The following is a 21,145-nucleotide window of genomic DNA, read 5'->3' as shown; positions in this document are numbered from 1 at the left end:
GAAAAGCTCCACCCTTCCGTATTTCTGGAGAAAGTCATGCGCGTCGCCGTGACAGGTGGTGCTGGTTTTCTGGGATCGCATCTGTGCGAGGCGCTGCTGCGTCGCGGAGACGCCGTCGTGTGCCTGGACGACTTCAGCACGGGCCGACCGGAGAACATCGCACACCTGCGGGAGCATCCCGCCTTCGCATTCATCCATGCCGACGTGAGTGTCGCCGCGGACGTTCCCGGTCCGGTCGACGCCGTCGCCCATCTCGCCAGTCCCGCCTCACCGCCGGACTATCTGCGGTTGCCCCTGGAGACCCTCGCCGTGGGCAGCCGGGGCACCGAGAACGCCCTCGAACTCGCCCGGCGCAACAACGCCCGGTTCCTCCTCGCGTCGACCAGTGAGGTCTACGGCGATCCGCTGACGCACCCGCAGGACGAGGAGTACTGGGGGAACGTCAATCCGGTCGGACCGCGCAGCGTGTACGACGAGGCCAAGCGGTACGCCGAAGCCGTCTCCCAGGCCTACCGGCGCACGCTCGGCGTCGACGTCGGCATCGTCCGGATCTTCAACACCTACGGGCCGCGTATGCGCCGGCACGACGGCCGGGTCGTCTCCAGCTTCATCGCCCAGGCCCTCGGCGGCCAACCGCTGACCATCTACGGCGACGGCAAGCAGACCCGCAGTTTCTGCTACGTGGACGACCTGGTCCGGGGTCTCGTCGCGATGCTGGACTCGTCCGAGAACGGGCCGGTCAATCTCGGAAACCCGGAGGAGTGGACCGTGTCCGACCTCGCCGAACTCGTCCTCGGCATCACGGGCTCGGACGCCGGCATCGAGTACCACCCGCTCCCCACGGACGACCCGGTCCGCCGCCGTCCGGTCATCACCCGGGCCTGCGAACACCTCGGCTGGTACCCGGAGGTACCGGTCGTCGACGGTGTGCGCCGGACCGTCGACTGGTTCCGGAACGCGGACCCCGCGCTCTGAGAGGAATCCCATGCCCGGTCGCACCACGGTCCTGGTGACCGGTGGCGCCGGTTTCATCGGCAGCCACACCTGCGTCGAACTCCTCGACCACGGCTATGACGTGGTGGTCGTCGACGACTACTCCAACAGCTCGCCCGGCGCCCTGGAACGCGTCGCGAAGATCGCCGGGCGCCCGCCGACCGCCGTACACGAGATCGACCTGCTCGACCGGCGGGCGCTCTCCCGGGTGTTCGACCAGCACGACATCGACGCCGTCATCCACTTCGCCGCGAGGAAGGCCGTCGGGGAGTCCGTGGAACTGCCCGCCGAGTACTACGACACCAACGTGGGCGGCACCACGGCGCTGCTGCGCGCCATGCACGGCCACGGAGTCCACCGGCTGGTGTTCTCCTCGTCCTGCTCCATCTACGGCGACGCCGCCAAGGTGCCGCTCACCGAAGCGGATCCGGCGAGCCCCACCAACCCGTACGCCACCTCCAAGTGGCTCTGCGAGCAGGTGCTCGCCGACATCTGCCGTCGCCTGGACGGGCTGTCCGTCCTGGCACTGCGCTACTTCAACCCGGTCGGCGCGCACCCCAGCGGGCTGCTCGGGGAGGTGCCCCGGGGAGCGCCCAACAACGTGATGCCGTATCTCACCGGGGTCGCCGCCGGCCGGTTCCCCAGGCTCAGGGTCTTCGGGGACGACTATCCCACCCCCGACGGCACCGGCGTCCGCGACTACATCCATGTGATGGACGTCGCGGAGGGCCATCGCGCCGCCCTGGAGCACCTCGACGACGCGACCGGCATGCGGGTCTTCAACCTCGGCACGGGGCAGGGGACATCGGTACTCCAGCTCGTCGCCGCCTTCGAGCGCGCCTGCGGGGTGCCGATCCCGTACGAGATCACCGGCCGCCGCCCCGGCGACGTGCCGGCCCTCGTCGCCGACCCGGGCGCCGTGGCCCGCGCCTGGAACTGGACCACGACGAGAGACCTCACCGCGATGTGCGAGGACGCATGGCGGTTCCAGGAACTCAACCCCTCCGGCTACTCGAACTGACATCGATTGGGGCGAGCAACATGCGACTGACCGTCATCGGCACGGGATACCTGGGCGCCGTGCACGCCGCGTGCATGGCGGACATCGGGCACGAGGTGCTCGGCGTCGACATCGACGCCGAGAAGATCGCGGCTCTCAGCGAGGGCCGGGTCCCCATCTACGAACCAGGCCTGCAGGAGATCCTCGGGAGAACCGTCGGCTCGGGCAGGCTGCGCTTCACCACCTCCCTCGGTGAGGCGGCGGAGTTCGGTGATGTGCACTTCGTGTGCGTGAGCACCCCTCAGCGCCGGGACTCGCCGGCCTGTGACCTGCGGGCCGTCGACGCCGTCGTCGAAGGGCTGGCACCCCGCTTGCGCCGGCGCTGCCTGATCGTGGGCAAGTCCACGGTTCCCGTGGGTACGACGGCCCGGCTCAGCACGCGTGTCCAGGAACTCGCCCCGGAGGGGACCGACGTCGAGGTCGCCTGGAACCCGGAGTTCCTCAGGGAGGGCTACGCCGTCCAGGACACGCTCCGCCCGGAGCGGCTGGTGGCCGGTGTCATGTCGCCGCGGGCCGACCACATCCTGCGCGAGGTGTACGCGCCGATGCTGAGCGACGGCGTGCCCTACATCAGCACGGACCCGGCGACCGCCGAGCTGGTGAAGGTCGCGGCGAACTCGTTCCTGGCCACGAAGATCTCGTTCATCAACGCCCTGGCCGAGGTCTGCGACGCCACGGGTGCCGATGTGACCACCCTGGCCGACGCCCTCGGGTACGACAGCCGCATCGGCCGCCGCTTCCTGTCGGCCGGCCTCGGCTTCGGCGGCGGATGCCTCCCGAAGGACATCAGGGCGTTCAGGGCCCGCGCGGAAGAGCTCGGCGTCGGCGGCGCGGTGTCGTTCCTGAGGGAGATCGACGAGATCAACACGCGACAGCGGCAGCGCACCGTGGACATCGCCCGCGAGATGGTCGGAGGCGGGTTCACCGGCCGCCGTGTCGCCGTTCTCGGTGCCACGTTCAAGCCCGACAGCGACGACGTCCGTGACTCGCCCGCGCTGGCCGTCGCGGCCGCGATCCACCGCGAGGGCGCGGAGGTACGGCTCCACGACCCGGAGGGGATGGACAACGCGCGGGCCGTCCTGCCCCAGCTCGCCTACGCGCCGGACGTGGAGAAGGCGTGCGACGGCGCCGACCTCGTGCTGCATCTGACCGAGTGGGCCGCCTACCGCCGGATCGACCCCGCCGCGCTCGCCGCCGTGACACCCGCGCGGAAGATCCTGGATGCGCGCAACACCCTCGACGCGGCGCTGTGGCGGTCGGCCGGCTGGACCTTCCGGGCGCTCGGCCGGCCGACGCCGCCCGCCCTGCCGAGCCAGCAGACGGCCGCCGGACACGAGGTGTCCGTCTGCCCTGCCGAAATGGGCTGAGCTGCTCCGACACCAGAGCCGGAGACCATGGGGCATGGTCTCCGGCCACTGTCGTCAGTTTCCGTGCCGGGCGACGCCAGCCGACGTACGGCGGGCCCGAAGGCGCAGCACGATGCGGCGGAGCGTGTACGCCGGCCTGGCCGCCAGCGCGACAGCGCACAGCACGGCCGCCTTGACGTACCGTCCTTCCATCGCCAGCAGGCGGGCGTCGCGGAAGCGCCGTTCCGCGCCGTCCTGCCGCCGCTGCGCCTTCGTGGGGCGATACGAGGACACGAACGCATCCAGATCGGGTGCGGGCCGGCCCTCTAGCCGGGCCGTGGCCCGCTGCTCGACGAAGCGCGCGAGCATCTTCATCTCGTCGGGCTGACGGGATGTCATGGCGTTGCTGTGGACCCGGTAGGCGCCGAGCGGCCGCATGACGGTGGCGACCGATCCGGCCAGGGCCAGTCGAGCCAGGAGGTCGAGATCGGCGACGGGCGGAAGGGACTCGTCGAACCCTCCCGCGGCCCGCACCGCGCCGGTGTAGGTGATCAGGGAGGAGATGGGGAACGGCATCAGCTGCCCCCGCTTCAGACGCTCCTGGGTGCCGGCCTCACGCGCGTCCTGACCTGTCCGGCCGAACGGCCGGCCGTCCCCGGACAGGTACTGGAAGACCGCGCCGACGGCGACGACACGGGGGTCGCTCTCCAGGACGGCGATCTGCTCGGCGAGCTTGTCCGGATACCAGAGATCGTCAGCGTCGAGGAAGGCCACCACCTCACCCTTGGCGAGGTCGAGTCCGTGGTTGCGGGCGGCCCCGACTCCCTGGTTCGCGAGCCGTTCGACCCGGACGCGCTCGTCGTCGAAGCCTTCGGCGATCGCCGCGCCGCCATCGGTGGACCCGTCGTCCACCACGATGACTTCGAGCTCCTGATGGGTCTGGCCGAGGACGGACGCGACACAGGCCCCGATGTACTCCTCCGTGTTGTACAGAGGGATGATCACTGAAACAAGCATGGCTGCCTCTCGAAGCTTCGCCCAGACACCGGCATTGACCAGGCATTTTTCTCAGCGGAACAGAATGTCGCGGTAGATCTCCTCGGCGGTTTCCGCCTTCGCGGTCCAGGTGTGTTTCCGCGCCCATTCCAGCGCGGCCCGTTCCATGCAGGGGCGGGTGTGCCGACCGCCGATCACGGCGCTGAGCGCCGATGCCAGGCGCTGGGGCAGATCCGCGGGACTGCCGAGCGGCACCGAGACCGCACCGCCCGGTGCCGAGAAATCGCTGATGCCGTGGTGGCCGAGGTGCACGACGGGGAGCCCTCTGGCCCACGCTTCCAGGGCCTGCATACCGAAGGAGTCCCGCATGCTGGTCATCAGGAACACGTCGGCGTCGTCACACGCGGCGAAGACCTCTTCGCGGGGCGATCGGCCACGGAAGTCGACGCAGTCACCGACTCCGAGGCGGTGCGCGAGTCGTTCGAGGGCCGGGCGCAGAGGTCCCTCTCCGAAGACGAGCAGGCGGGCCTCCGGCAGGTCCGACCGGAGCTGTGCCAAGGTCCGCAACGCCAGTTCCGGAGCCTTGCGCGGAAGCAGTCTGCCCACCCACAGAACCGTGGGCGGGCGGTGCGGCCGATCCTGCCGGGGCTCACCCGGCTCCCGGACCAGCGACTCCTGGATGCCGTCGGCCAGCACCAGACGGGTGGGCGTACGGCTCAGCCGACGAGCCAGCCGTTCCGTGTCCCGGTTGGTGGCCAGTACCACCGCCGCCTTGTCGAGCGTCCGCCGGCACGACGGCCGCCGGCTGAGGCACCCGACCCAGAGCAGGCTCCGCAGTGCCTCCTGCCAGTAGCCGGTCCCGACATGGCGCCGGTGACGGTGCGGGGCGATCTGCCCACCGCCGACGGGGCCGAACACCAGGGGCGGCCCCAGGCGGCACAGCGCGCTGCCGCCCTGCAGGGACCCGTAGGAGACGTGGTGCACCAGATCGGCCCGTCCGAGTCCATGGCTGCGCGCGTAGGTCAGGGCCGCGCGCTGCCAGCGGTCGTAGCTCTTGACCTCTTCGGCCATGCCGCTCAGGCAGCCGGGCAGCAGCCCGGTCCACGAAGGGGCGCGCGGCAGGGGAACGAGGTGCACCGCGATGCGCTCGCCCACGTCCCCCAGCTCCGCCACCCGCTGCTTGATGTTCTGCTCGTTGTCGGACTCGGGGTGGGTGAGGACGTCCACGGTGTGCCCGCGTCTCGCCAGCGCTTCGGCCCAGCCCCAGCCGATGGCCGGTTCGCTGCCGCGCGTCGGATCGCAGGCGAAGGACACCAGCACGATATGCAGTGCGCGTGATGTCGTACCCGCTTCGGGGCCGGGCGCGTCCACGATTGTCCTGCGCATAAAACCCCCTGCTCCTTCGGCTCTGCCGGCCTGCCGTCAGGAATATTGCTGGGGGGCGGGATCCGATTCCGCCGTGAAACGTGCTGCCCGCTGCGTTTCCGGGGTTGTTTTCCCCCGATCGGCTCATGAATTTCCGCAGCTCGTACGGCAGTGCTGCCGTGGCTGCCGGATGCGCGGGACGGCTGCGCCTATTCTGGGCCGACCATTCTCTGGCTCATTCCCGAAAAGGGCGCCATCTCCAGTTCTGTGAGGGGTACAGGTTGGACCTCCGTGGATATCTCAAGGTACTGGCCAGACGCTGGCCGAGCATTCTGATCTCTCTCGTGCTCGGTATCGGCGGGGGCTTGGCGGCGATCGCGGTGAGTACGCCGGTGTACGCGGCCCGCACCCAGCTCTTCGTGGCCACCCGGTCCGGCGTGGACACCGCGGAACTGAACCAGGGACAGTCCTTCTCCCAGGCACGCGTCCAGTCGTACGCGGCGATCGTCGCCACCCGGCAGGTGACCGAGCCCGTGGTGCGCGAACTGCGGCTGAAGACCACGCCGGAACAGCTCGCGTCCCGGATCTCCGCCGAGGCCCCGATCAACACCGTGCTCATCGACATCACGGTGCGCGACCGGGTGCCGTCCCGCGCGGCGCGCATCGCCGACGCCGTCGCGCGGCACTTCGCCGCCGTGGTCGAGCGGCTGGAGACGCCGAAGACCGACAGGCACAAGGTCGTCCCCTCGCCCGTTTCGCTCGGCATCACCGAGCAGGCGAGCATCCCGAAGCATCCCGTCTTCCCGAACCGGCTGCTCGACCTCGCGGCCGGGGTGCTCGGCGGACTGCTGCTCGCCGCGGGGCTCGTCGCGCTGCGCGAGGCCCTCGACACCACGGTCAAGACGAGTGACGCCCTCGGAGAACTGATCTCGCTGCCGGTCCTCGGCTCCATCCCCTACGACAAGGGCGCGGGCCAGCGGAGGGTCGCGATGGACGCCGCCGGCGACTCCGCGCGTGCCGAGGCCTTCCGCAAACTGCGCGCCAACCTCCAGTTCGCGCAGGTCGACGACCAGCCGCAGGTGATCGTCGTGACCAGCCCGGTGCCCGGCGAGGGCAAGACCACCACCTCCGTCAATCTGGCGCTCTCGCTCGCGGACGCGGGCATGCGGACCTGCCTGATCGACGCCGACCTGCGCCGCCCCTCCGTCGCCGACACCTTCGGGCTGGTCGCGGAGGCCGGACTGACGTCGGTGCTCATCGGCCAGGCCGGTGTCGAGGACGTGGTGCAGCAGGCCTGCGGCAAGCTGACGGTGCTCACCAGCGGTCCCCTGCCACCCAACCCGACCGAACTGCTCTCCTGCGGCCGGATGGCCGAGCTGTTGCGCGAACTCGCCGACACCTACGACGTGGTCGTCGTGGACAGCGCCCCCCTGCTGCCGGTCGCCGACACCGTCGGCCTCGCCCCGCTGGCCGACGGCGTCCTGCTCGTCGTACGGGCCTCCAAGACCGGCCGGGACCAGATCCGCAACGCCGCGGAGTCGCTGAACCGGATCGGCGTACGCGTGCTGGGTGCCGTTTTCAGCATGTCCTCCGCCTTCAAGGGCAAGGGCTACGGCTATGGCTACGGATACGCGGCGGCCGAAGTGCCCGTGCCCCGACCGCCGGCCCAGGGCGAGAAACCCGCCGAGGCCGCACCGCTGTCTCCCACCGGCGAGAAGTGAACCGTCCCACCGCCGTCCACGAGGTGAGGCTCCGGTGAGTGCCTTCGAAGTGCTGTTCATCTGCACGGGCAACCGCCATCGTTCACCGGTCGCGGAACGGCTCCTGGCCGCCGCGCTGCCGGAACACCGCTTCAGGGTCGGCAGCGCGGGCACCGACGCCCGGCCGGCCCGGCTGGACGCCGTGACGCGCGCGATCATCGCCGAACTCGGCGGCAGCACAGGGGAGTTCACCGCACGGCGGCTGGAGTCCGCGCATGTCGAGCGGGCCGACCTGGTGCTGGGCCTGGAGCGGTGCCACCGGGAGGCCGCGGTGCGGCTCTTCCCGGTGGCGCTGCGCCGGTGCTTCACGCTCCGGGAGTTCGTGCGGCTCACGGACGGAACCACGGCCCGTACGCCGCACGAGGCGGTCCGGATGGCCGCGTCCCGGCGCGGCGAGGCGGTTCCCGCGCCGGAGGAGAGGGACGGCATCGCCGACCCGGTCGGCGCCCCGCCGGACGTGCACAGGGCACGGGCCCTCGAGGTCCGAGAGGCGGTCCTGGCGCTGGCCGGGGTCCTGGCGCCCTGAGACCCGATGCACGAAGCGGCCGCTGCCGCCGCACCCCGGTTCGGGTGCGGCGGCAGCGGCCGCTTCGACGGTGCTCAGCTGTGGCAGGGTGCCGCGGGCTTCACCTCGGTCCGCAGCGGCGTCACCAGGGGCTGCCGCAGAATCGTCGGCGGGCGGTCGGCGTCCGGCTCGCGCAGCTGCAGCACGAGTGTCCGGCTGGACTGCCGGGGCAGCTCCAGATCGAGGGTGTACGCCGGGTGGCCGCGTTCGGCGCCGGTGACCGGGGTGACCGGGCGGCCGTCCAGAGCGGCCCCCTTCAGCCGGGCCCCCACACCGGCGTAGTAGGTCAGGAGCAGCCGGTTGTCGCCCGGCCGGGTCCGGTAGGGCGGGGCGTCCACTCGCTGGGTGACGTACTGGGGCAGCCCCGAGACCGGTGCCCGGTTGGTGAGGGTCACGGTCACGGTGACGGCACGTCCGTCGTCCGTGCAGGCACCCGGCGCCCAGACGAGGCCGCGGTCGAGGTAGTAGTCCAGCTTGGTGCCGGCCGCGTTGTTCACGACGAGTCCCGCGAAGGGTCCGGGGGTGTCGGGGAGCACGCCTGAGAACGGGCGTGTCTGGAGCAGGCGCTGTTCGTCCGGGTGCGCGCTCCACACCTGGAGCCGGCCCTCCCGCTGGACGTCGTGGACGGCACTCAGCAACGCGGGGATCATGTGCGGGTCGCCGGACGCCTTCATCAGCCGTCCGGCGGCGGCACGGGCGGTCTCCACGAAGTACGCCTTGCGCCGGGCGACGTCGTCGTACTTCGCATAGGCGGCCCGCTCGGTGGTGTCCACGGCGTTGTCGGCGCTGAGTTCGGTGCCGTCGGGCAGCCGGGCGGGCCCGGTCGCGCGGAGCAGGAGGCCGAGCCCCGAGGGATCGATGGCGATCGCACCGTCGAGGCGCTCACCGCTGCGGCTCTGCCAGTCCGCGGTCCAGATGCGGGCCGCGTACGGGAAGTGCGGGCTCATGTTGGAGTTGGCCCACAGGCTCTGGGGTCCGTTGTTCCCGTACTGAGCCGCGAAGTCGGCTCCGAGGTCGACGTCGGCGTGGGTGCCGTCCATCTCGGTGTTGTTGCCGAAGTGCTCGAAGGCCAGCCGGCCCCGGTCCGCCCGCAGCACGGCGAAGGCTCCGGGGAGACCTCCGGTGCCGCGCGCCTCCGCCGTGTTCTGGAAGGCGAAGAGGTAACGCCGCGGCCCATGAGCCCCCAGCATGGACGGCACCACACGGGCCGCGACGGCCACGTCACGGGTCTGCGGCACCAGGCGGTCCAGCTGGTCCGACAGCTGCGCTCGGGCGTGGTCGGCCGCCGGCAGCCAGGTGGAGCCGGGCAGGCGGTGGGCGTCGGACTGCACCTCGGACGCGATGCGCGACGCACGGGTGAACGCGGGGGCCTGGGCCTCCAGTTCGGTGAGGACATGCGGGATGCCGCCCGCGTGCGCGCCCGCCGAGAAGCGGGGTACGGCTTGCACGAGCGGCGGCAGCACGGCTCCGGTCAGCCGGTCCGAGAGCCGGGCGATGCCTCGTACGGTCTCGAAGGGCCTGCCGATGTACGGCAGTTGCGCGGCGGTGTACCAGGCGGGTCCGGTGGTCAGTTCATGGGCGGACGCGGCGTGTTCGGCCGCGGAACGCATCAGTCGCTCCTGCAGGGATTCCGCCGGTGCTCCCGCGGCGGCAGGGGCGGGGTGGGACGTCGCCGCTGTCGCGACCGACTTCCGGAGTGCGTCCAGGTCGTCCTGGGCGGCGCGCAGCTCGTGGTGGGCGAGCAGGCCGGTGACACCGATCCAGGCGACCGCCGCCGCTGGAACAGCGGCGGCGGCCAGCAGCGCGTTCCTGACCCGGGGGCCGGGAACGCGCTGATGTGCCCGGCGGGCGTCCGGCGTGCGACCGGGACGCTTCAGGGGCAGGGACAGCCGTGGTGCGGACAGCGTCATGAGTTGCTGCGACGGCGCGCGACCACCATGGTGCCGGCACCCGCTGCGATCAGGGCGGCGGCCACACCACCCAGGACCATGTCCCGTGTGTGGTCCTGGGCACCGGTGTGTGCGAGGTGCTGCCTCTCCGAGCCGCCTTCGCCGACGTCGTCGCAGTGCTCGTCGTGGTCGCCGTGCTCCTTGTGTTCGCCGTGTTCCTTGTGTTCGCCGTGATCGCCGTGCTCGTCGTGATCGCCGTGCTCGTCGTGCTCGCCGTGCTCGTCGTGGTCACCGTGCTCGTCGTGGTCACCGTGCTCGTCGTGGTCGCCGTGTTCGTCGTCGTCACAGTCGTGCGGCGGCTTCGGCGGGTACGGCGGCTTGGGCGGATAGGGCGGGTACGGCGTGTGCGTCGGATGCGGGGGGTAGGGATTGCCGGCGGCGTGCGCGGTCGCCGCGCCTGCCAGAGGTGCGGCAACGAGTGCCGCGACCACGGCGGCTGACGCCACGGCAGATCGCCATCTAGGCGATGTCGTCATCTTTTCCACTCTCCTCGACTTGGGACGCCCGGACTCGATGAGGGCAGCTCCAATACCTGGATAGTGGAATAAACAGGAAATCAGTGGCACAAATAGCATGAAGCCGCACATAAGCCACCGGATGGTGTAGCGGATGGGGAGCGCGGACAGCACACCGACGCCCCCCTGCCCGGTGCGGGCAGGGGGGCGTCGTACGGCGTGGAACCGCTGTTACTTGACCGGCTCGGGCTCCGGCTCGTTCTCGGCCTCCGCCTCGCCGGCCGGGTCGACCGGGGTCTTCACCGAGTCGAGGAGCAGCTGGGCCACGTCCACGACCTGGATGGACTCCTTGGCCTTGCCCTCGTTCTTCTTGCCGTTCACCGAGTCGGTGAGCATGACCAGGCAGAACGGGCAGGCCGTGGAGACGATGTCGGGGTTGAGGGAGAGGGCCTCGTCGACGCGCTCGTTGTTGATGCGCTTGCCGATGCGCTCCTCCATCCACATCCGGGCGCCGCCGGCGCCGCAGCAGAAGCCGCGCTCCTTGTGGCGGTGCATCTCCTCGTTGCGCAGGCCCGGGACCTTGCCGATGATCTCGCGCGGGGGCGTGTAGATCTTGTTGTGGCGGCCCAGGTAGCACGGGTCGTGGTAGGTGATGATGCCCTCGACCGGGGTGACCGGGACCAGCTTGCCCTCGTCCACCAGGTGCTGCAGCAGCTGGGTGTGGTGGATGACCTCGTAGTCGCCGCCGAGCTGCGGGTACTCGTTGCCGATGGTGTTGAGGCAGTGCGGGCAGGTGGCGACGATCTTCTTCGCCGACTTCGGCTTCTTGGTCGACTCGTCCTCGTCGTCCTCGCCGAAGGCCATGTTCAGCGCGGCCACGTTCTCCATGCCGAGCTCCTGGAACAGGGGCTCGTTGCCGAGGCGGCGGGCGGAGTCACCGGTGCACTTCTCGTCGCCGCCCATGATCGCGAACTTGACGCCCGCGATGTGCAGCAGCTCGGCGAAGGCCTTGGTGGTCTTCTTGGCGCGGTCCTCCAGGGCGCCGGCGCAGCCGACCCAGTACAGGTACTCGACCTCGGAGAGGTCCTCGATGTCCTTGCCGACGACCGGGACCTCGAAGTCGACCTCCTTGGTCCACTCCAGGCGCTGCTTCTTCGCCAGGCCCCAGGGGTTGCCCTTCTTCTCCAGGTTCTTGAGCATCGTGCCCGCCTCGGAGGGGAAGGCACTCTCGATCATGACCTGGTAGCGGCGCATGTCGACGATGTGGTCGACGTGCTCGATGTCCACCGGGCACTGCTCGACGCAGGCGCCGCAGGTGGTGCAGGACCACAGGACGTCCGGGTCGATGACGCCGTTCTCCTCGGCGGTGCCGATCAGCGGGCGCTCGGCCTCGGCGAGCGCGGCCGCCGGGACGTCCTTCAGGGCCTCCTCGGAGGCCTTCTCCTCGCCCTCCATCGTCTTGCCACCGCCGGCCAGCAGGTACGGCGCCTTGGCGTGCGCGTGGTCGCGCAGGGACATGATCAGGAGCTTGGGGGAGAGCGGCTTGCCGGTGTTCCAGGCGGGGCACTGCGACTGGCAGCGGCCGCACTCGGTGCAGGTGGAGAAGTCCAGCAGGCCCTTCCAGGAGAACTGCTCGACCTGGGAGACACCGAAGACGTCGTCCTCGCCGGGGTCGGTGAAGTCGATCGGCTTGCCGCCGGAGGTCATCGGCTGCAGCGCGCCCAGCGCGGTCGAGCCGTCGGCGTTGCGCTTGAACCAGATGTTCGGGAAGCCCAGGAAGCGGTGCCAGGCCACACCCATGTCGGTCTTCAGCGAGACCACGATCATCCAGGTGAAGGAGGCCGCGATCTTCACGCCGGCGAAGAAGTAGGTGAGGTTCTGGAGCGTGGAGACGTCCATGCCCTTCAGCCAGGACACCACCGGGTACGAGATGAAGAACGAGGCCTCGTAGCCGTCCACGTGGTGCTGGGCGCCTTCGAGGGCGTGCAGCATGAAGATGCAGACGCCGACGATGAGGATGATCGCCTCGACGAAGTAGGCCTGGCCGGTGTTCGAGCCCGCGAAGCGGGACTTGCGGCCCGGCTTGCCCGGCCGGGACAGCTGCCGGATGACGACCAGCGTCGCGATGCCGACCACCGTCATGGTGCCGATGAACTCGACGTAGACGTTGTACGGCGCCCAGTCGCCGATGACCGGCAGGATCCAGTCGGCCTTGAAGAGCTGGCCGAAGGCGTTGAGGATCGTCAGGAGCAGCGTGTAGAAGCCGATCGCGACGAACCAGTGCGCGATGCCGACGATGCCCCAGCGGTTCATCCGGGTGTGCCCCAGGAACTCCTTCACCAGGGTGACGGTGCGCTGGTAGGGGTCGTTGGTCCGGGACCCGGCGGGCACCGACTGGCCCAGTCGCATGAAGTGGTAGATCTGGAGGAGGGCGCGGCCGAACAGTGCCACGCCGACCACGATCAGGACCAGCGACACGATGATCGCGGCGAGTTGCATTGGGGCTCCTGAGGCGGCCTCGAACTTACTAAGCGGTAACTTATGCAGTCCGTCTGAGACTACCCCCATCTTCCGTCGGGATGCAGCTGAGCGCGGGGTGATGCGCATCATCCCAGGGTCATCGGATCGTGTTATTCGTACCGAATTGATACTTTCGCCCCTACCTTAGAGCCGTGCTCTACGGGATCGCCGCCGCCACCGCCTCCCTGCTCCTCGCCGCGCTGCTCGCGGCGCTGCTCAGGGTGCCCGCGCTGCGGGCGGGCATCCTCGACCGGCGCCGGCAGCGGCGGCTGCCGCTGCTCGGCGGGCTCGCGGTGGTGTCCGTCACCTGCCTCGTCGCCTGGGTGGGGCAGCGCACCGGGGTCGCGCAGCTCGGGGAGGGGGTCGTGCAGCTGCTGTACGCCGCCGCCGCGATGGCCGCGCTGGGCCTGGTCGCGGACATCTGGCGGCTCCGCCCGCGCGTGCTCTTCGCCGGTACGGCCCTGGCGGCGGCCTGGGTGGTGCCGTACGACGAGACGGGCGTGCTGGGCGGCCTGCTCGCCCTCGGCTGGATCGTGCTCGCCACCTTCGCCTTCAAGGGGCTCGACCACGCGGACGGGCTGGCGGGCACCGTCGGGGTCGTCACCGCCTTCGGGGCCGGGGCCTGCGCCGCCGCCGAGATCATGGACGGGCTCGCCGTGCTGCTGAGCGTCCTCGCCGCCGCCCTCACCGGCTTCCTGATGCACAACTGGCACCCCGCGCGGATCGGGCTCGGCGCCTGCGGCTCGCTGTTCACCGGCTTCCTGCTGTCGTCGTCCGTGGTCTTCACGCGCGCGGGGTACGCCCTCGCGCCGAGCGCGGCGGTGGTGTTCTGCCTCGCCGCGGTCGCCCTCGCCGACGCCACCCTGGTGGTCCTCGCCCGGGGCCTGGCCCGCCGTCCGCTGTGGAAGCGCGGCCCCGACCATCTCGCGCACCGGCTGCGAGGGCTCGGGCTCACCCCCGCCGGGACGGTCGTCCTGCTCGGTGCGGGCTCCTTCTCCGCGGTGCTCGTCGGGGTGCTCGTGCACACCGGGTGGACGGGGGAGGGGGCGGCGCTGTGGGTGGGCGCAGGGGCGCTGCTCGCCGTTCTCGTACTCCTTCGCATCCGTGTCCGTATCCCCGCCCAGGCGCCCCGGAGAGGGCCATCGACGCAGGTCAGGGGGCAGGTGACCAGCCAGTTGCGTGTAAGGAACGGATAAGACTTGAGCCCCGTCGACTCAGGTCTGTTGACCCCACGCGAGCCGTCATGCACACTTGAGTCCGTTCCACTCAAGTCAGCTGGAGGAATCAACCATGGCACGTGCGGTCGGCATCGACCTGGGCACGACTAACTCCGTCGTCAGCGTTCTGGAGGGCGGCGAGCCCACCGTCATCACCAACGCCGAGGGCGCCAGGACCACGCCGTCCGTCGTCGCCTTCGCCAAGAACGGTGAGGTGCTCGTCGGCGAGGTCGCGAAGCGGCAGGCCGTCACCAACGTGGACCGGACCATCCGGTCCGTCAAGCGCCACATGGGCACCGACTGGAAGATCCAGCTCGACGGCAAGGACTTCAACCCGCAGCAGATCTCCGCGTTCATCCTGCAGAAGCTGAAGCGGGACGCCGAGGCCTACCTGGGTGAGAAGGTGACCGACGCGGTCATCACCGTCCCGGCGTACTTCAACGACTCCGAGCGCCAGGCGACCAAGGAGGCCGGTGAGATCGCCGGTCTGAACGTCCTGCGCATCGTCAACGAGCCGACCGCCGCCGCGCTGGCGTACGGCCTCGACAAGGACGACCAGACGATCCTCGTCTTCGACCTCGGTGGCGGCACCTTCGACGTGTCCCTGCTGGAGATCGGCGACGGCGTCGTCGAGGTGAAGGCCACCAACGGTGACAACCACCTCGGTGGTGACGACTGGGACCAGCGCGTCGTCGACTACCTGGTCAAGCAGTTCCAGTCCGGTCACGGCGTGGACCTGTCCAAGGACAAGATGGCCCTGCAGCGTCTGCGCGAGGCCGCCGAGAAGGCGAAGATCGAGCTGTCCTCCTCCACGGAGACCTCGATCAACCTGCCCTACATCACCGCGTCCGCCGAGGGCCCGCTGCACCTGGACGAGAAGCTCACCCGGGCCCAGTTCCAGCAGCTGACGGCCGACCTGCTGGAGCGCTGCAAGACGCCGTTCCACAACGTCATCAAGGACGCCGGCATCTCCATCAACGACATCGACCACGTCGTGCTCGTCGGTGGCTCCACCCGTATGCCCGCCGTCGCCGAGCTCGTCAAGGAGCTGACCGGCGGCAAGGAGGCCAACAAGGGTGTGAACCCGGACGAGGTCGTCGCCATCGGCGCCTCGCTCCAGGCCGGTGTCCTCAAGGGCGAGGTCAAGGACGTCCTGCTGCTCGACGTCACCCCGCTGTCCCTCGGCATCGAGACCAAGGGCGGCATCATGACCAAGCTGATCGAGCGCAACACGACGATCCCGACCAAGCGCTCGGAGATCTTCACCACGGCCGAGGACAACCAGCCGTCGGTGCAGATCCAGGTCTACCAGGGCGAGCGCGAGATCGCGGCGTACAACAAGAAGCTCGGCATGTTCGAGCTGACCGGTCTGCCGCCGGCGCCCCGCGGCGTCCCGCAGATCGAGGTCTCCTTCGACATCGACGCCAACGGCATCATGCACGTCACGGCGAAGGACCTCGGCACCGGAAAGGAGCAGAAGATGACCGTCACCGGCGGCTCCTCGCTCCCGAAGGAAGAGGTCGACCGCATGCGCGAGGAGGCCGAGCGCTACGCGGAGGAGGACCACAAGCGCCGCGAGGCCGCCGAGGCCCGCAACCAGGGCGAGCAGCTGGTCTACCAGACCGAGAAGTTCCTCAAGGACAACGAGGACAAGGTCCCCGGCGAGATCAAGACCGAGGTCGAGGCCGCGGTCGGCGAGCTGAAGGAAGCCCTCAAGGGCGAGGACACCGCCGAGATCCGCACCGCCACCGAGAAGGTCGCGGCCGTCTCGCAGAAGCTGGGCCAGGCCATGTACGCCGACGCCCAGGCCGCGCAGGCCGCAGGCGGTCCCGAGGGCGCCGCCCAGGGCGGCAAGGCCGCCGACGACGACGTCGTGGACGCCGAGATCGTGGACGACGAGCGCAAGGACGGTGCCGCGTAATGACGGAGGAGACCCCGGGCTTCGAGGAGAAGCCCGACGTCCCCTCCGGCGCGACCCCCGACGACGCCGAGCCGAAGGCCGCTCCCGAGGAGGGGGCGGCCCCGGCCGGGGACGGAAACGAGAACGTGGGTCTGGTGGCCCAGCTGGACCAGGTGCGCACCGCGCTGAACGAGCGCACGCTGGACCTCCAGCGCCTCCAGGCCGAGTACCAGAACTACCGCCGCCGGGTCGAGCGCGACCGGATCGCGGTCAAGGAGATCGCCGTCGCGAACCTCCTGACCGAGCTCCTGCCCGTGCTCGACGACATCGGCCGCGCGCGGGAACACGGCGAACTGGTCGGCGGCTTCAAGTCGGTGGCCGAGTCGCTGGAGACCGTCGCGGCCAAGATGGGCCTGCAGCAGTTCGGCAAGGAGGGTGAGCCCTTCGACCCGACCATCCACGAGGCCCTGATGCACAGCTACGCGCCGGACGTCACCGAGACGACCTGCGTGGCGATCCTGCAGCCCGGGTATCGCATCGGCGAGCGCACCATCCGCCCCGCGCGGGTGGCCGTCGCCGAGCCGCAGCCCGGCGCGCAGACGGTCAAGGCCGAGGGCGCCGAGGAGAAGTCCGAGGCGGCGAAGGCCGACGACAAGGAGAGCGGTGGCCCGGACGAGGGCTGACGTGAAGACCACTGAGGGGAAGGAGGGGCGTCGGGGATGAGCACCAAGGACTTCATCGAGAAGGACTACTACAAGGTCCTCGGCGTCCCCAAGGACGCCACCGAGGCCGAGATCAAGAAGGCGTACCGGAAGCTCGCCCGCGAGTTCCACCCGGACGCCAACAAGGGCAACGCCAAGGCCGAGGAGCGCTTCAAGGAGATCTCCGAGGCGAACGACATACTCGGCGACCCCAAGAAGCGCAAGGAGTACGACGAGGCCCGCGCCCTGTTCGGCAACGGCGGCTTCCGCCCCGGACCGGGCGCCGGCGGCTCCTTCAACTTCGACCTGGGCGACCTCTTCGGAGGCGGCACGACCACCCAGGGCGGAGGCTTCGGCGGCGGACTCGGTGACGTCTTCGGGGGCCTGTTCAACCGCGGCGGCGCGGGTACGACCCGTACCCAGCCCCGGCGCGGCCAGGACATCGACACCGAGGTCACGCTGAGCTTCACGGAGGCCATCGAGGGCGCCACGGTACCGCTGCGGATGTCCTCCCAGGCGCCCTGCAAGGCCTGCTCCGGCACCGGCGACAAGAACGGCACACCGCGCGTGTGCCCGACCTGCGTCGGCACCGGCCAGGTCGCGCGGGGCTCCGGCGGCGGCTTCTCGCTCACCGACCCCTGCCCCGACTGCAAGGGCCGCGGACTGATCGCCGAGCACCCCTGCATGGAGTGCAAGGGCAGCGGCCGCGCCAAGTCCTCGCGCACCATGCAGGTCCGCATCCCGGCCGGGGTGACCGACGGGCAGCGCATCCGGCTGCGCGGCAAGGGCGCGCCGGGCGAGCGGGGCGGCCCGGCGGGCGACCTCTATGTGGTCGTCCACGTCGGCGCGCACCCGGTGTTCGGGCGCAAGGGCGACAACCTCACGGTGACCGTCCCGGTGACCTTCGCCGAGGCCGCGCTCGGCGGCGAGGTGCGGGTCCCCACCCTGGGCGGCCCGGCCGTCACCCTGAAGCTGCCGCCCGGCACGCCCAACGGCCGCACCATGCGCGCCCGCGGCAAGGGCGCGGTCCGCAAGGACGGCACCCGAGGCGACCTGCTGGTCACCGTCGAGGTGCGTGTGCCCGAGGACCTGTCGGGGAAGGCTCGTGACGCGCTCGAGGCGTATCGCGAGGCGACCGCGGGCGAGGATCCGCGGGCGGAGCTGTTCGAGGCCGCGAAGGGAGACTGAGAGAGATGGACGGCCGTCGACGCAGTGACAATTTTCGCGGGCCGTATGAACTGACCGAGGAGACCCCGGTCTACGTCATCTCGGTGGCGGCCCAGCTCTCCGGACTCCACCCGCAGACGCTGCGCCAGTACGACCGCCTGGGGCTGGTCTCCCCGGACCGCACCGCCGGGCGGGGCCGCCGCTACTCGGCCCGTGACATCGAACTGCTGCGCACCGTCCAGCAGTTGTCGCAGGACGAGGGCATCAACCTGGCCGGCATCAAGCGCATCATCGAACTGGAGAACCAGGTCGCCGCCCTGCAGTCCCGCGTCGCGGAGCTGGAGGCGGCCCTGGACGGCGCGGCGGCCGCGATGCAGCAGCGCGAGGCCGCCGTCCACGCCTCCTACCGCCGCGACCTGGTCCCGTACCAGGAGGTCCAGCAGACCAGCGCGCTGGTGGTGTGGCGGCCCAAGGGGCGGCAGCAGGACTGAGGGGAACCTCACCCGAAGGGGCCGGTCGGAAGCAATCCCGACCGGCCCCTTCGCCGTACCACCGGCCCCGATCTCGAAGTCGCACCCGCCGCCGCTTGGCATTATCGTCTCGGTGACGATAATAAGAGATCATGATGACGGATGAGGAACTGGCCCAGCGGGCAGCGGAACTGGCCACGAGTTGGATCTCGGCCACCATCCCCTTGTCGCAGACCCAGGGGTGGCAACTGGTAGCCCTGCAGCACGCCGGCTCCGGACACCAGGAGATGCGGGTCTGGGAGGTGGTCGAGACCTGGGCGCGACAACTGGCCGCGGTGCTCGCGACGGCCGATGACTCCGACGAAGGCCGCGACCGTGTCGCCAGGGCGAGGAGCGAGGCAGAGTCCCGGATGCGTGACATGGTCCTGGCCGGCATCCGTGGTGCGGAACTCTTCAACAGTGAACGGGAGGAACCGCGCCGCGTCGACCCCCGCGCCCGACTGCGCGAATTCATCAGCCGGAATCGCGTGAGCCCTCCTCGTCCGTGGCCGGAATACGCCGGTCGGCGCTACCGGGGGAAGCCGCCCGGCTGCCGCTGACCGGGCCAATTCGCGGGCGGTCCCTCGACCCGGGTGAGATGACGCGGCGGGCGGCCGGCCTCAGTAGCTCGCGAGGGCGATGTCGGAGGCGCCCGACTCGGTGCCGTCCGCGTACACCACGGTGACCCGGTAGGAGACGGTGGTCGCGGGCGGCATGGCGCGGTCGTACCAGTGGACGTCGCTGGTGTGCTCCCAGGGCTCGGTGCCGGCCAGGTCGAAGGCGGCGGCCGCGGGGTTCCAGCGGTAGACGCGGAAGCCGGTGACCTGGCGGGGGTCCACGTCGCCGGAGAGGAACCAGGTGCGGACGCCGAAGTTGTCCCTCGGCAGCCCCGGGGCGGGCGCGCCGGTCCAGCTCTGGGCGATGACGGTGTCGCAGTCCGTCTTCTTCGGCGTGCCGGAGAAGGTGGTGTTCGCGTAGAACATCCGCTTGTACACCGGTGAGGTGCAGGTCACCGCGGCGGAGGCGGGCGTGGTGACCGCGGTCAGCAGGGCGCCGGCGGTGGCGAGTACGACGGCCGTGGCGGTCGCGCGGCTGGCTGGGTTCATTCGGTCCTCTGCTCGAGTCGGAGAAGCGGCGCACGGCCGCCGGCGATCACGACTCGCCGGGAACCTTGGTGGTTGTACCGGTCTTTGCCGATCCATGAACCGGCCTTGAATGGAGGGTCCGTAAAGAGAGTTTGGAGGTGATTCCGCCGCCCCTTCACAGAGTCAGCCGAGCGTGGTGTTGCGGACTCGTTAAGTAGTTCTCCTTGACGCCGGGTGTGGCGTCCGCGTTGGCTTTTCAGACACCTGGGTCGTATAGCAGCCCTACGTCCGGAACGCACCTGAAGTGAGCCCTCGAATGCGTCGTATCGCCATGTCCGTGGCCGCATCCACGATGACCCTCTCGCTCGCCGGCTGTGGCGTGCTGGGAGCGACGGGGAGCGGCGCGAGCGCGAGCCCGAGCAAGGGTGACGACATCACCGTGGGCCTGCTGCTGCCGGAGAAGGCGAACACCCGTTACGACCGGTTCGACTACCCCATCATCAAGAGCAAGGTGGCCGAACTGACGGGCAAGAAGGGCAAGGTCGAGTACGCCAACGCCGACGCGGACGCCTCCCGGCAGGCCTCGCAGATGCAGAAGATGATCGACGAGAAGGTCGACCTCATCATGATCGACGCGGTGGACTCGCACTCCATCGCCGACGAGGTGAAGAAGGCCAAGGACGCGGGCATCCCGGTCATCGCCTACGACCGTCTCGCCGAGGGCCCGATCGACGCCTACGTCTCCTTCGACAACGAGCTCGTCGGCGAGGTGCAGGGCCGCACCCTGCTGGAGGCCCTCGGTTCGGGCGCCGACACCTCCAGCAAGGTCGTCATGGTGAACGGCTCGCCCACCGACCCGAACGCCAAGCAGTTCAAGCAGGGCGCGCTCTCCGAGCTGACCGGCAAGGTGACGATCGCGGAGACGTACGACACCACGGACTGGAAGCCGGAGCTCGCCGAGACCGAGATGGCCAAGGCCATCGCCGCGATAGGCAAGAGCAACATCGCCGGTGTCTACGCGGCCAACGACGGCATGGCGGGCGGCGTCATCAAGGCCCTGAAGGCCGCCGGTGTCACCAGCCTGCCCCCGGTCACCGGCCAGGACGCCGAACTCGACGCGGTCCAGCGGATCGTGGCCGGCGAGCAGTACATGAGCGTCTACAAGGCCTACCCGGACGAGGCCCAGGCCGCGGCGCAGATGGCCGTCGCCAAGGTCCAGGGCAAGGACATCCAGTTCGACGCGCTCACCCAGGACAAGGTCGACAGCCCCACCATCAAGAGCATCCCGGCCAAGCTGATCCAGCCGGTCGCCCTGACCAAGGGCAACATCAAGTCCACGGTCGTCGCGGACGGCATCTACACCGTGGGCGACATCTGCACGGCCAAGTACAAGGCGGCGTGCCTGGCGATCGGCCTGAAGTAGGGCGCGTCCCCGCGCCCCTGAGGGCGGCACCCGAGGGGCGCGGGGCCCTTCCCGCCGGGGAGTCCACCGCGTCACCCCCGTGGACGCGGTGCGACCGCCCTGCGGCCTTCCCTGCGGGCGTCACCGTGTCCGGT

At 70.1% G+C, this 21,145-nt stretch carries 18 protein-coding genes; 12 read left to right on the top strand and 6 right to left on the bottom strand.

The window, feature by feature from the left end; translation table 11 throughout:
• The first annotated feature begins 36 nt into the window (after positions 1-36).
• Genes ABB07_RS18335 through ABB07_RS18325 form a run of 3 tightly spaced genes read left to right on the top strand, consistent with a single transcriptional unit; the run spans position 37 to position 3,420 of the window.
• Positions 37-975, top strand: a complete 939-nt coding sequence (locus ABB07_RS18335) for a UDP-glucuronic acid decarboxylase family protein (protein WP_208899718.1) — start codon at positions 37-39, stop codon at positions 973-975.
• A gap of 10 nt (positions 976-985) precedes the next feature.
• Complete coding sequence (gene galE, locus ABB07_RS18330) at positions 986-2,014, top strand: UDP-glucose 4-epimerase GalE (protein ID WP_208899717.1); 1,029 nt, start codon at positions 986-988, stop codon at positions 2,012-2,014.
• 20 nt (positions 2,015-2,034) lie between these two features.
• Positions 2,035-3,420, top strand: a complete 1,386-nt coding sequence (locus ABB07_RS18325) for a UDP-glucose dehydrogenase family protein (RefSeq protein ID WP_208899716.1) — start codon at positions 2,035-2,037, stop codon at positions 3,418-3,420.
• Positions 3,421-3,474: 54 nt separating this feature from the next.
• Here the strand turns inward: ABB07_RS18325 and ABB07_RS18320 are convergent, their stop codons facing one another.
• Together ABB07_RS18320 and ABB07_RS18315 are read right to left on the bottom strand one after the other, a co-directional pair.
• On the bottom strand, positions 3,475-4,404 hold the full coding sequence (locus tag ABB07_RS18320; RefSeq protein ID WP_208899715.1) for a glycosyltransferase family 2 protein: 930 nt from the start codon (positions 4,402-4,404) through the stop codon (positions 3,475-3,477).
• 63 nt (positions 4,405-4,467) lie between these two features.
• Complete coding sequence (locus ABB07_RS18315; RefSeq protein ID WP_208899714.1) at positions 4,468-5,781, bottom strand: glycosyltransferase; 1,314 nt, start codon at positions 5,779-5,781, stop codon at positions 4,468-4,470.
• A 125-nt stretch (positions 5,782-5,906) separates the two neighbouring features.
• Between ABB07_RS18315 and ABB07_RS18310 the strand changes: the two genes are divergently transcribed.
• Entirely contained in the window at positions 5,907-7,481 is a 1,575-nt protein-coding gene (locus ABB07_RS18310; protein ID WP_244189412.1) for a tyrosine-protein kinase domain-containing protein, read from the top strand.
• A gap of 34 nt (positions 7,482-7,515) precedes the next feature.
• Complete coding sequence (locus ABB07_RS18305) at positions 7,516-8,046, top strand: arsenate reductase/protein-tyrosine-phosphatase family protein (RefSeq protein ID WP_208899712.1); 531 nt, start codon at positions 7,516-7,518, stop codon at positions 8,044-8,046.
• Between the two features lie 74 nt (positions 8,047-8,120).
• Here ABB07_RS18305 and ABB07_RS18300 read toward each other — a convergent pair whose 3' ends face one another.
• The 3 genes from ABB07_RS18300 to ABB07_RS18290 form a co-directional block, all read right to left on the bottom strand.
• A complete protein-coding gene (locus ABB07_RS18300; protein ID WP_208899711.1) occupies positions 8,121-9,995 on the bottom strand; it encodes a DUF4012 domain-containing protein in 1,875 nt (624 codons plus the stop codon).
• A complete protein-coding gene (locus ABB07_RS18295) occupies positions 9,992-10,480 on the bottom strand; it encodes a hypothetical protein (protein WP_208899710.1) in 489 nt (162 codons plus the stop codon). The genes ABB07_RS18300 and ABB07_RS18295 overlap by 4 nt, the downstream gene beginning before the upstream one ends.
• A gap of 240 nt (positions 10,481-10,720) precedes the next feature.
• On the bottom strand, positions 10,721-12,988 hold the full coding sequence (locus ABB07_RS18290; RefSeq protein WP_208899709.1) for a (Fe-S)-binding protein: 2,268 nt from the start codon (positions 12,986-12,988) through the stop codon (positions 10,721-10,723).
• A 173-nt stretch (positions 12,989-13,161) separates the two neighbouring features.
• Here ABB07_RS18290 and ABB07_RS18285 point away from each other — a divergent pair, with 173 nt between their 5' ends.
• The 6 genes from ABB07_RS18285 to ABB07_RS18260 all read left to right on the top strand — a co-directional run bounded on the left by ABB07_RS18285 (position 13,162) and on the right by ABB07_RS18260 (position 19,063).
• A complete protein-coding gene (locus ABB07_RS18285) occupies positions 13,162-14,205 on the top strand; it encodes an MraY family glycosyltransferase (RefSeq protein WP_208899708.1) in 1,044 nt (347 codons plus the stop codon).
• A 94-nt stretch (positions 14,206-14,299) separates the two neighbouring features.
• Positions 14,300-16,147 (top strand): molecular chaperone DnaK, encoded by a 1,848-nt coding sequence (gene dnaK / locus ABB07_RS18280; RefSeq protein WP_055705133.1) that lies wholly within the window; start codon positions 14,300-14,302, stop codon positions 16,145-16,147.
• Positions 16,147-16,809 carry a nucleotide exchange factor GrpE gene (gene grpE, locus ABB07_RS18275; protein ID WP_208899707.1) on the top strand — a complete coding sequence of 221 codons (663 nt, stop codon included), beginning with the start codon at positions 16,147-16,149 and terminating at the stop codon, positions 16,807-16,809. The genes dnaK and grpE overlap by 1 nt, the downstream gene beginning before the upstream one ends.
• A gap of 36 nt (positions 16,810-16,845) precedes the next feature.
• A complete protein-coding gene (dnaJ, locus tag ABB07_RS18270) occupies positions 16,846-18,015 on the top strand; it encodes a molecular chaperone DnaJ (RefSeq protein WP_208899706.1) in 1,170 nt (389 codons plus the stop codon).
• A 5-nt stretch (positions 18,016-18,020) separates the two neighbouring features.
• Positions 18,021-18,485 carry a heat shock protein transcriptional repressor HspR gene (locus ABB07_RS18265; protein WP_208899705.1) on the top strand — a complete coding sequence of 155 codons (465 nt, stop codon included), beginning with the start codon at positions 18,021-18,023 and terminating at the stop codon, positions 18,483-18,485.
• A 131-nt stretch (positions 18,486-18,616) separates the two neighbouring features.
• Positions 18,617-19,063 carry a hypothetical protein gene (locus ABB07_RS18260; protein ID WP_208899704.1) on the top strand — a complete coding sequence of 149 codons (447 nt, stop codon included), beginning with the start codon at positions 18,617-18,619 and terminating at the stop codon, positions 19,061-19,063.
• A 60-nt stretch (positions 19,064-19,123) separates the two neighbouring features.
• Here ABB07_RS18260 and ABB07_RS41995 read toward each other — a convergent pair whose 3' ends face one another.
• Positions 19,124-19,609: a hypothetical protein gene (locus tag ABB07_RS41995; protein ID WP_425264733.1), complete on the bottom strand. Its 486-nt coding sequence runs from the start codon at positions 19,607-19,609 to the stop codon at positions 19,124-19,126.
• Between the two features lie 295 nt (positions 19,610-19,904).
• On the opposite strand from ABB07_RS41995, the gene ABB07_RS18250 reads away from it, so the two are divergent.
• Positions 19,905-21,011: a sugar ABC transporter substrate-binding protein gene (locus ABB07_RS18250; protein WP_208899703.1), complete on the top strand. Its 1,107-nt coding sequence runs from the start codon at positions 19,905-19,907 to the stop codon at positions 21,009-21,011.
• The last annotated feature ends 134 nt before the right edge of the window (positions 21,012-21,145 follow it).

The sequence above is a fragment of the Streptomyces incarnatus genome (assembly GCF_001027185.1).
GTDB classification, from domain to species: Bacteria; Actinomycetota; Actinomycetes; order Streptomycetales; family Streptomycetaceae; genus Streptomyces; species Streptomyces puniciscabiei.
Note: the sequence above shows the minus strand (reverse complement) of the source record. Positions and strands in the feature narration are given on the sequence as shown.

Bases quoted from the DNA above. Each gene is read 5' to 3' on its own strand.
- ABB07_RS18310 (WP_244189412.1), top strand. From the start codon at position 5,907: ATGAATTTCCGCAGCTCGTACGGCAGTGCTGCCGTGGCTGCCGGATGC.
- grpE (WP_208899707.1), top strand. From the start codon at position 16,147: ATGACGGAGGAGACCCCGGGCTTCGAGGAGAAGCCCGACGTCCCCTCC.
- ABB07_RS18315 (WP_208899714.1), bottom strand. From the start codon at position 5,781: ATGCGCAGGACAATCGTGGACGCGCCCGGCCCCGAAGCGGGTACGACA.
- ABB07_RS18250 (WP_208899703.1), top strand. From the start codon at position 19,905: ATGCGTCGTATCGCCATGTCCGTGGCCGCATCCACGATGACCCTCTCG.
- dnaJ (WP_208899706.1), top strand. From the start codon at position 16,846: ATGAGCACCAAGGACTTCATCGAGAAGGACTACTACAAGGTCCTCGGC.
- ABB07_RS18290 (WP_208899709.1), bottom strand. From the start codon at position 12,988: ATGCAACTCGCCGCGATCATCGTGTCGCTGGTCCTGATCGTGGTCGGC.
- ABB07_RS41995 (WP_425264733.1), bottom strand. From the start codon at position 19,609: ATGAACCCAGCCAGCCGCGCGACCGCCACGGCCGTCGTACTCGCCACC.
- ABB07_RS18325 (WP_208899716.1), top strand. From the start codon at position 2,035: ATGCGACTGACCGTCATCGGCACGGGATACCTGGGCGCCGTGCACGCC.
- ABB07_RS18265 (WP_208899705.1), top strand. From the start codon at position 18,021: ATGGACGGCCGTCGACGCAGTGACAATTTTCGCGGGCCGTATGAACTG.
- ABB07_RS18300 (WP_208899711.1), bottom strand. From the start codon at position 9,995: ATGACGCTGTCCGCACCACGGCTGTCCCTGCCCCTGAAGCGTCCCGGT.
- ABB07_RS18335 (WP_208899718.1), top strand. From the start codon at position 37: ATGCGCGTCGCCGTGACAGGTGGTGCTGGTTTTCTGGGATCGCATCTG.
- dnaK (WP_055705133.1), top strand. From the start codon at position 14,300: ATGGCACGTGCGGTCGGCATCGACCTGGGCACGACTAACTCCGTCGTC.
- ABB07_RS18260 (WP_208899704.1), top strand. From the start codon at position 18,617: ATGATGACGGATGAGGAACTGGCCCAGCGGGCAGCGGAACTGGCCACG.
- galE (WP_208899717.1), top strand. From the start codon at position 986: ATGCCCGGTCGCACCACGGTCCTGGTGACCGGTGGCGCCGGTTTCATC.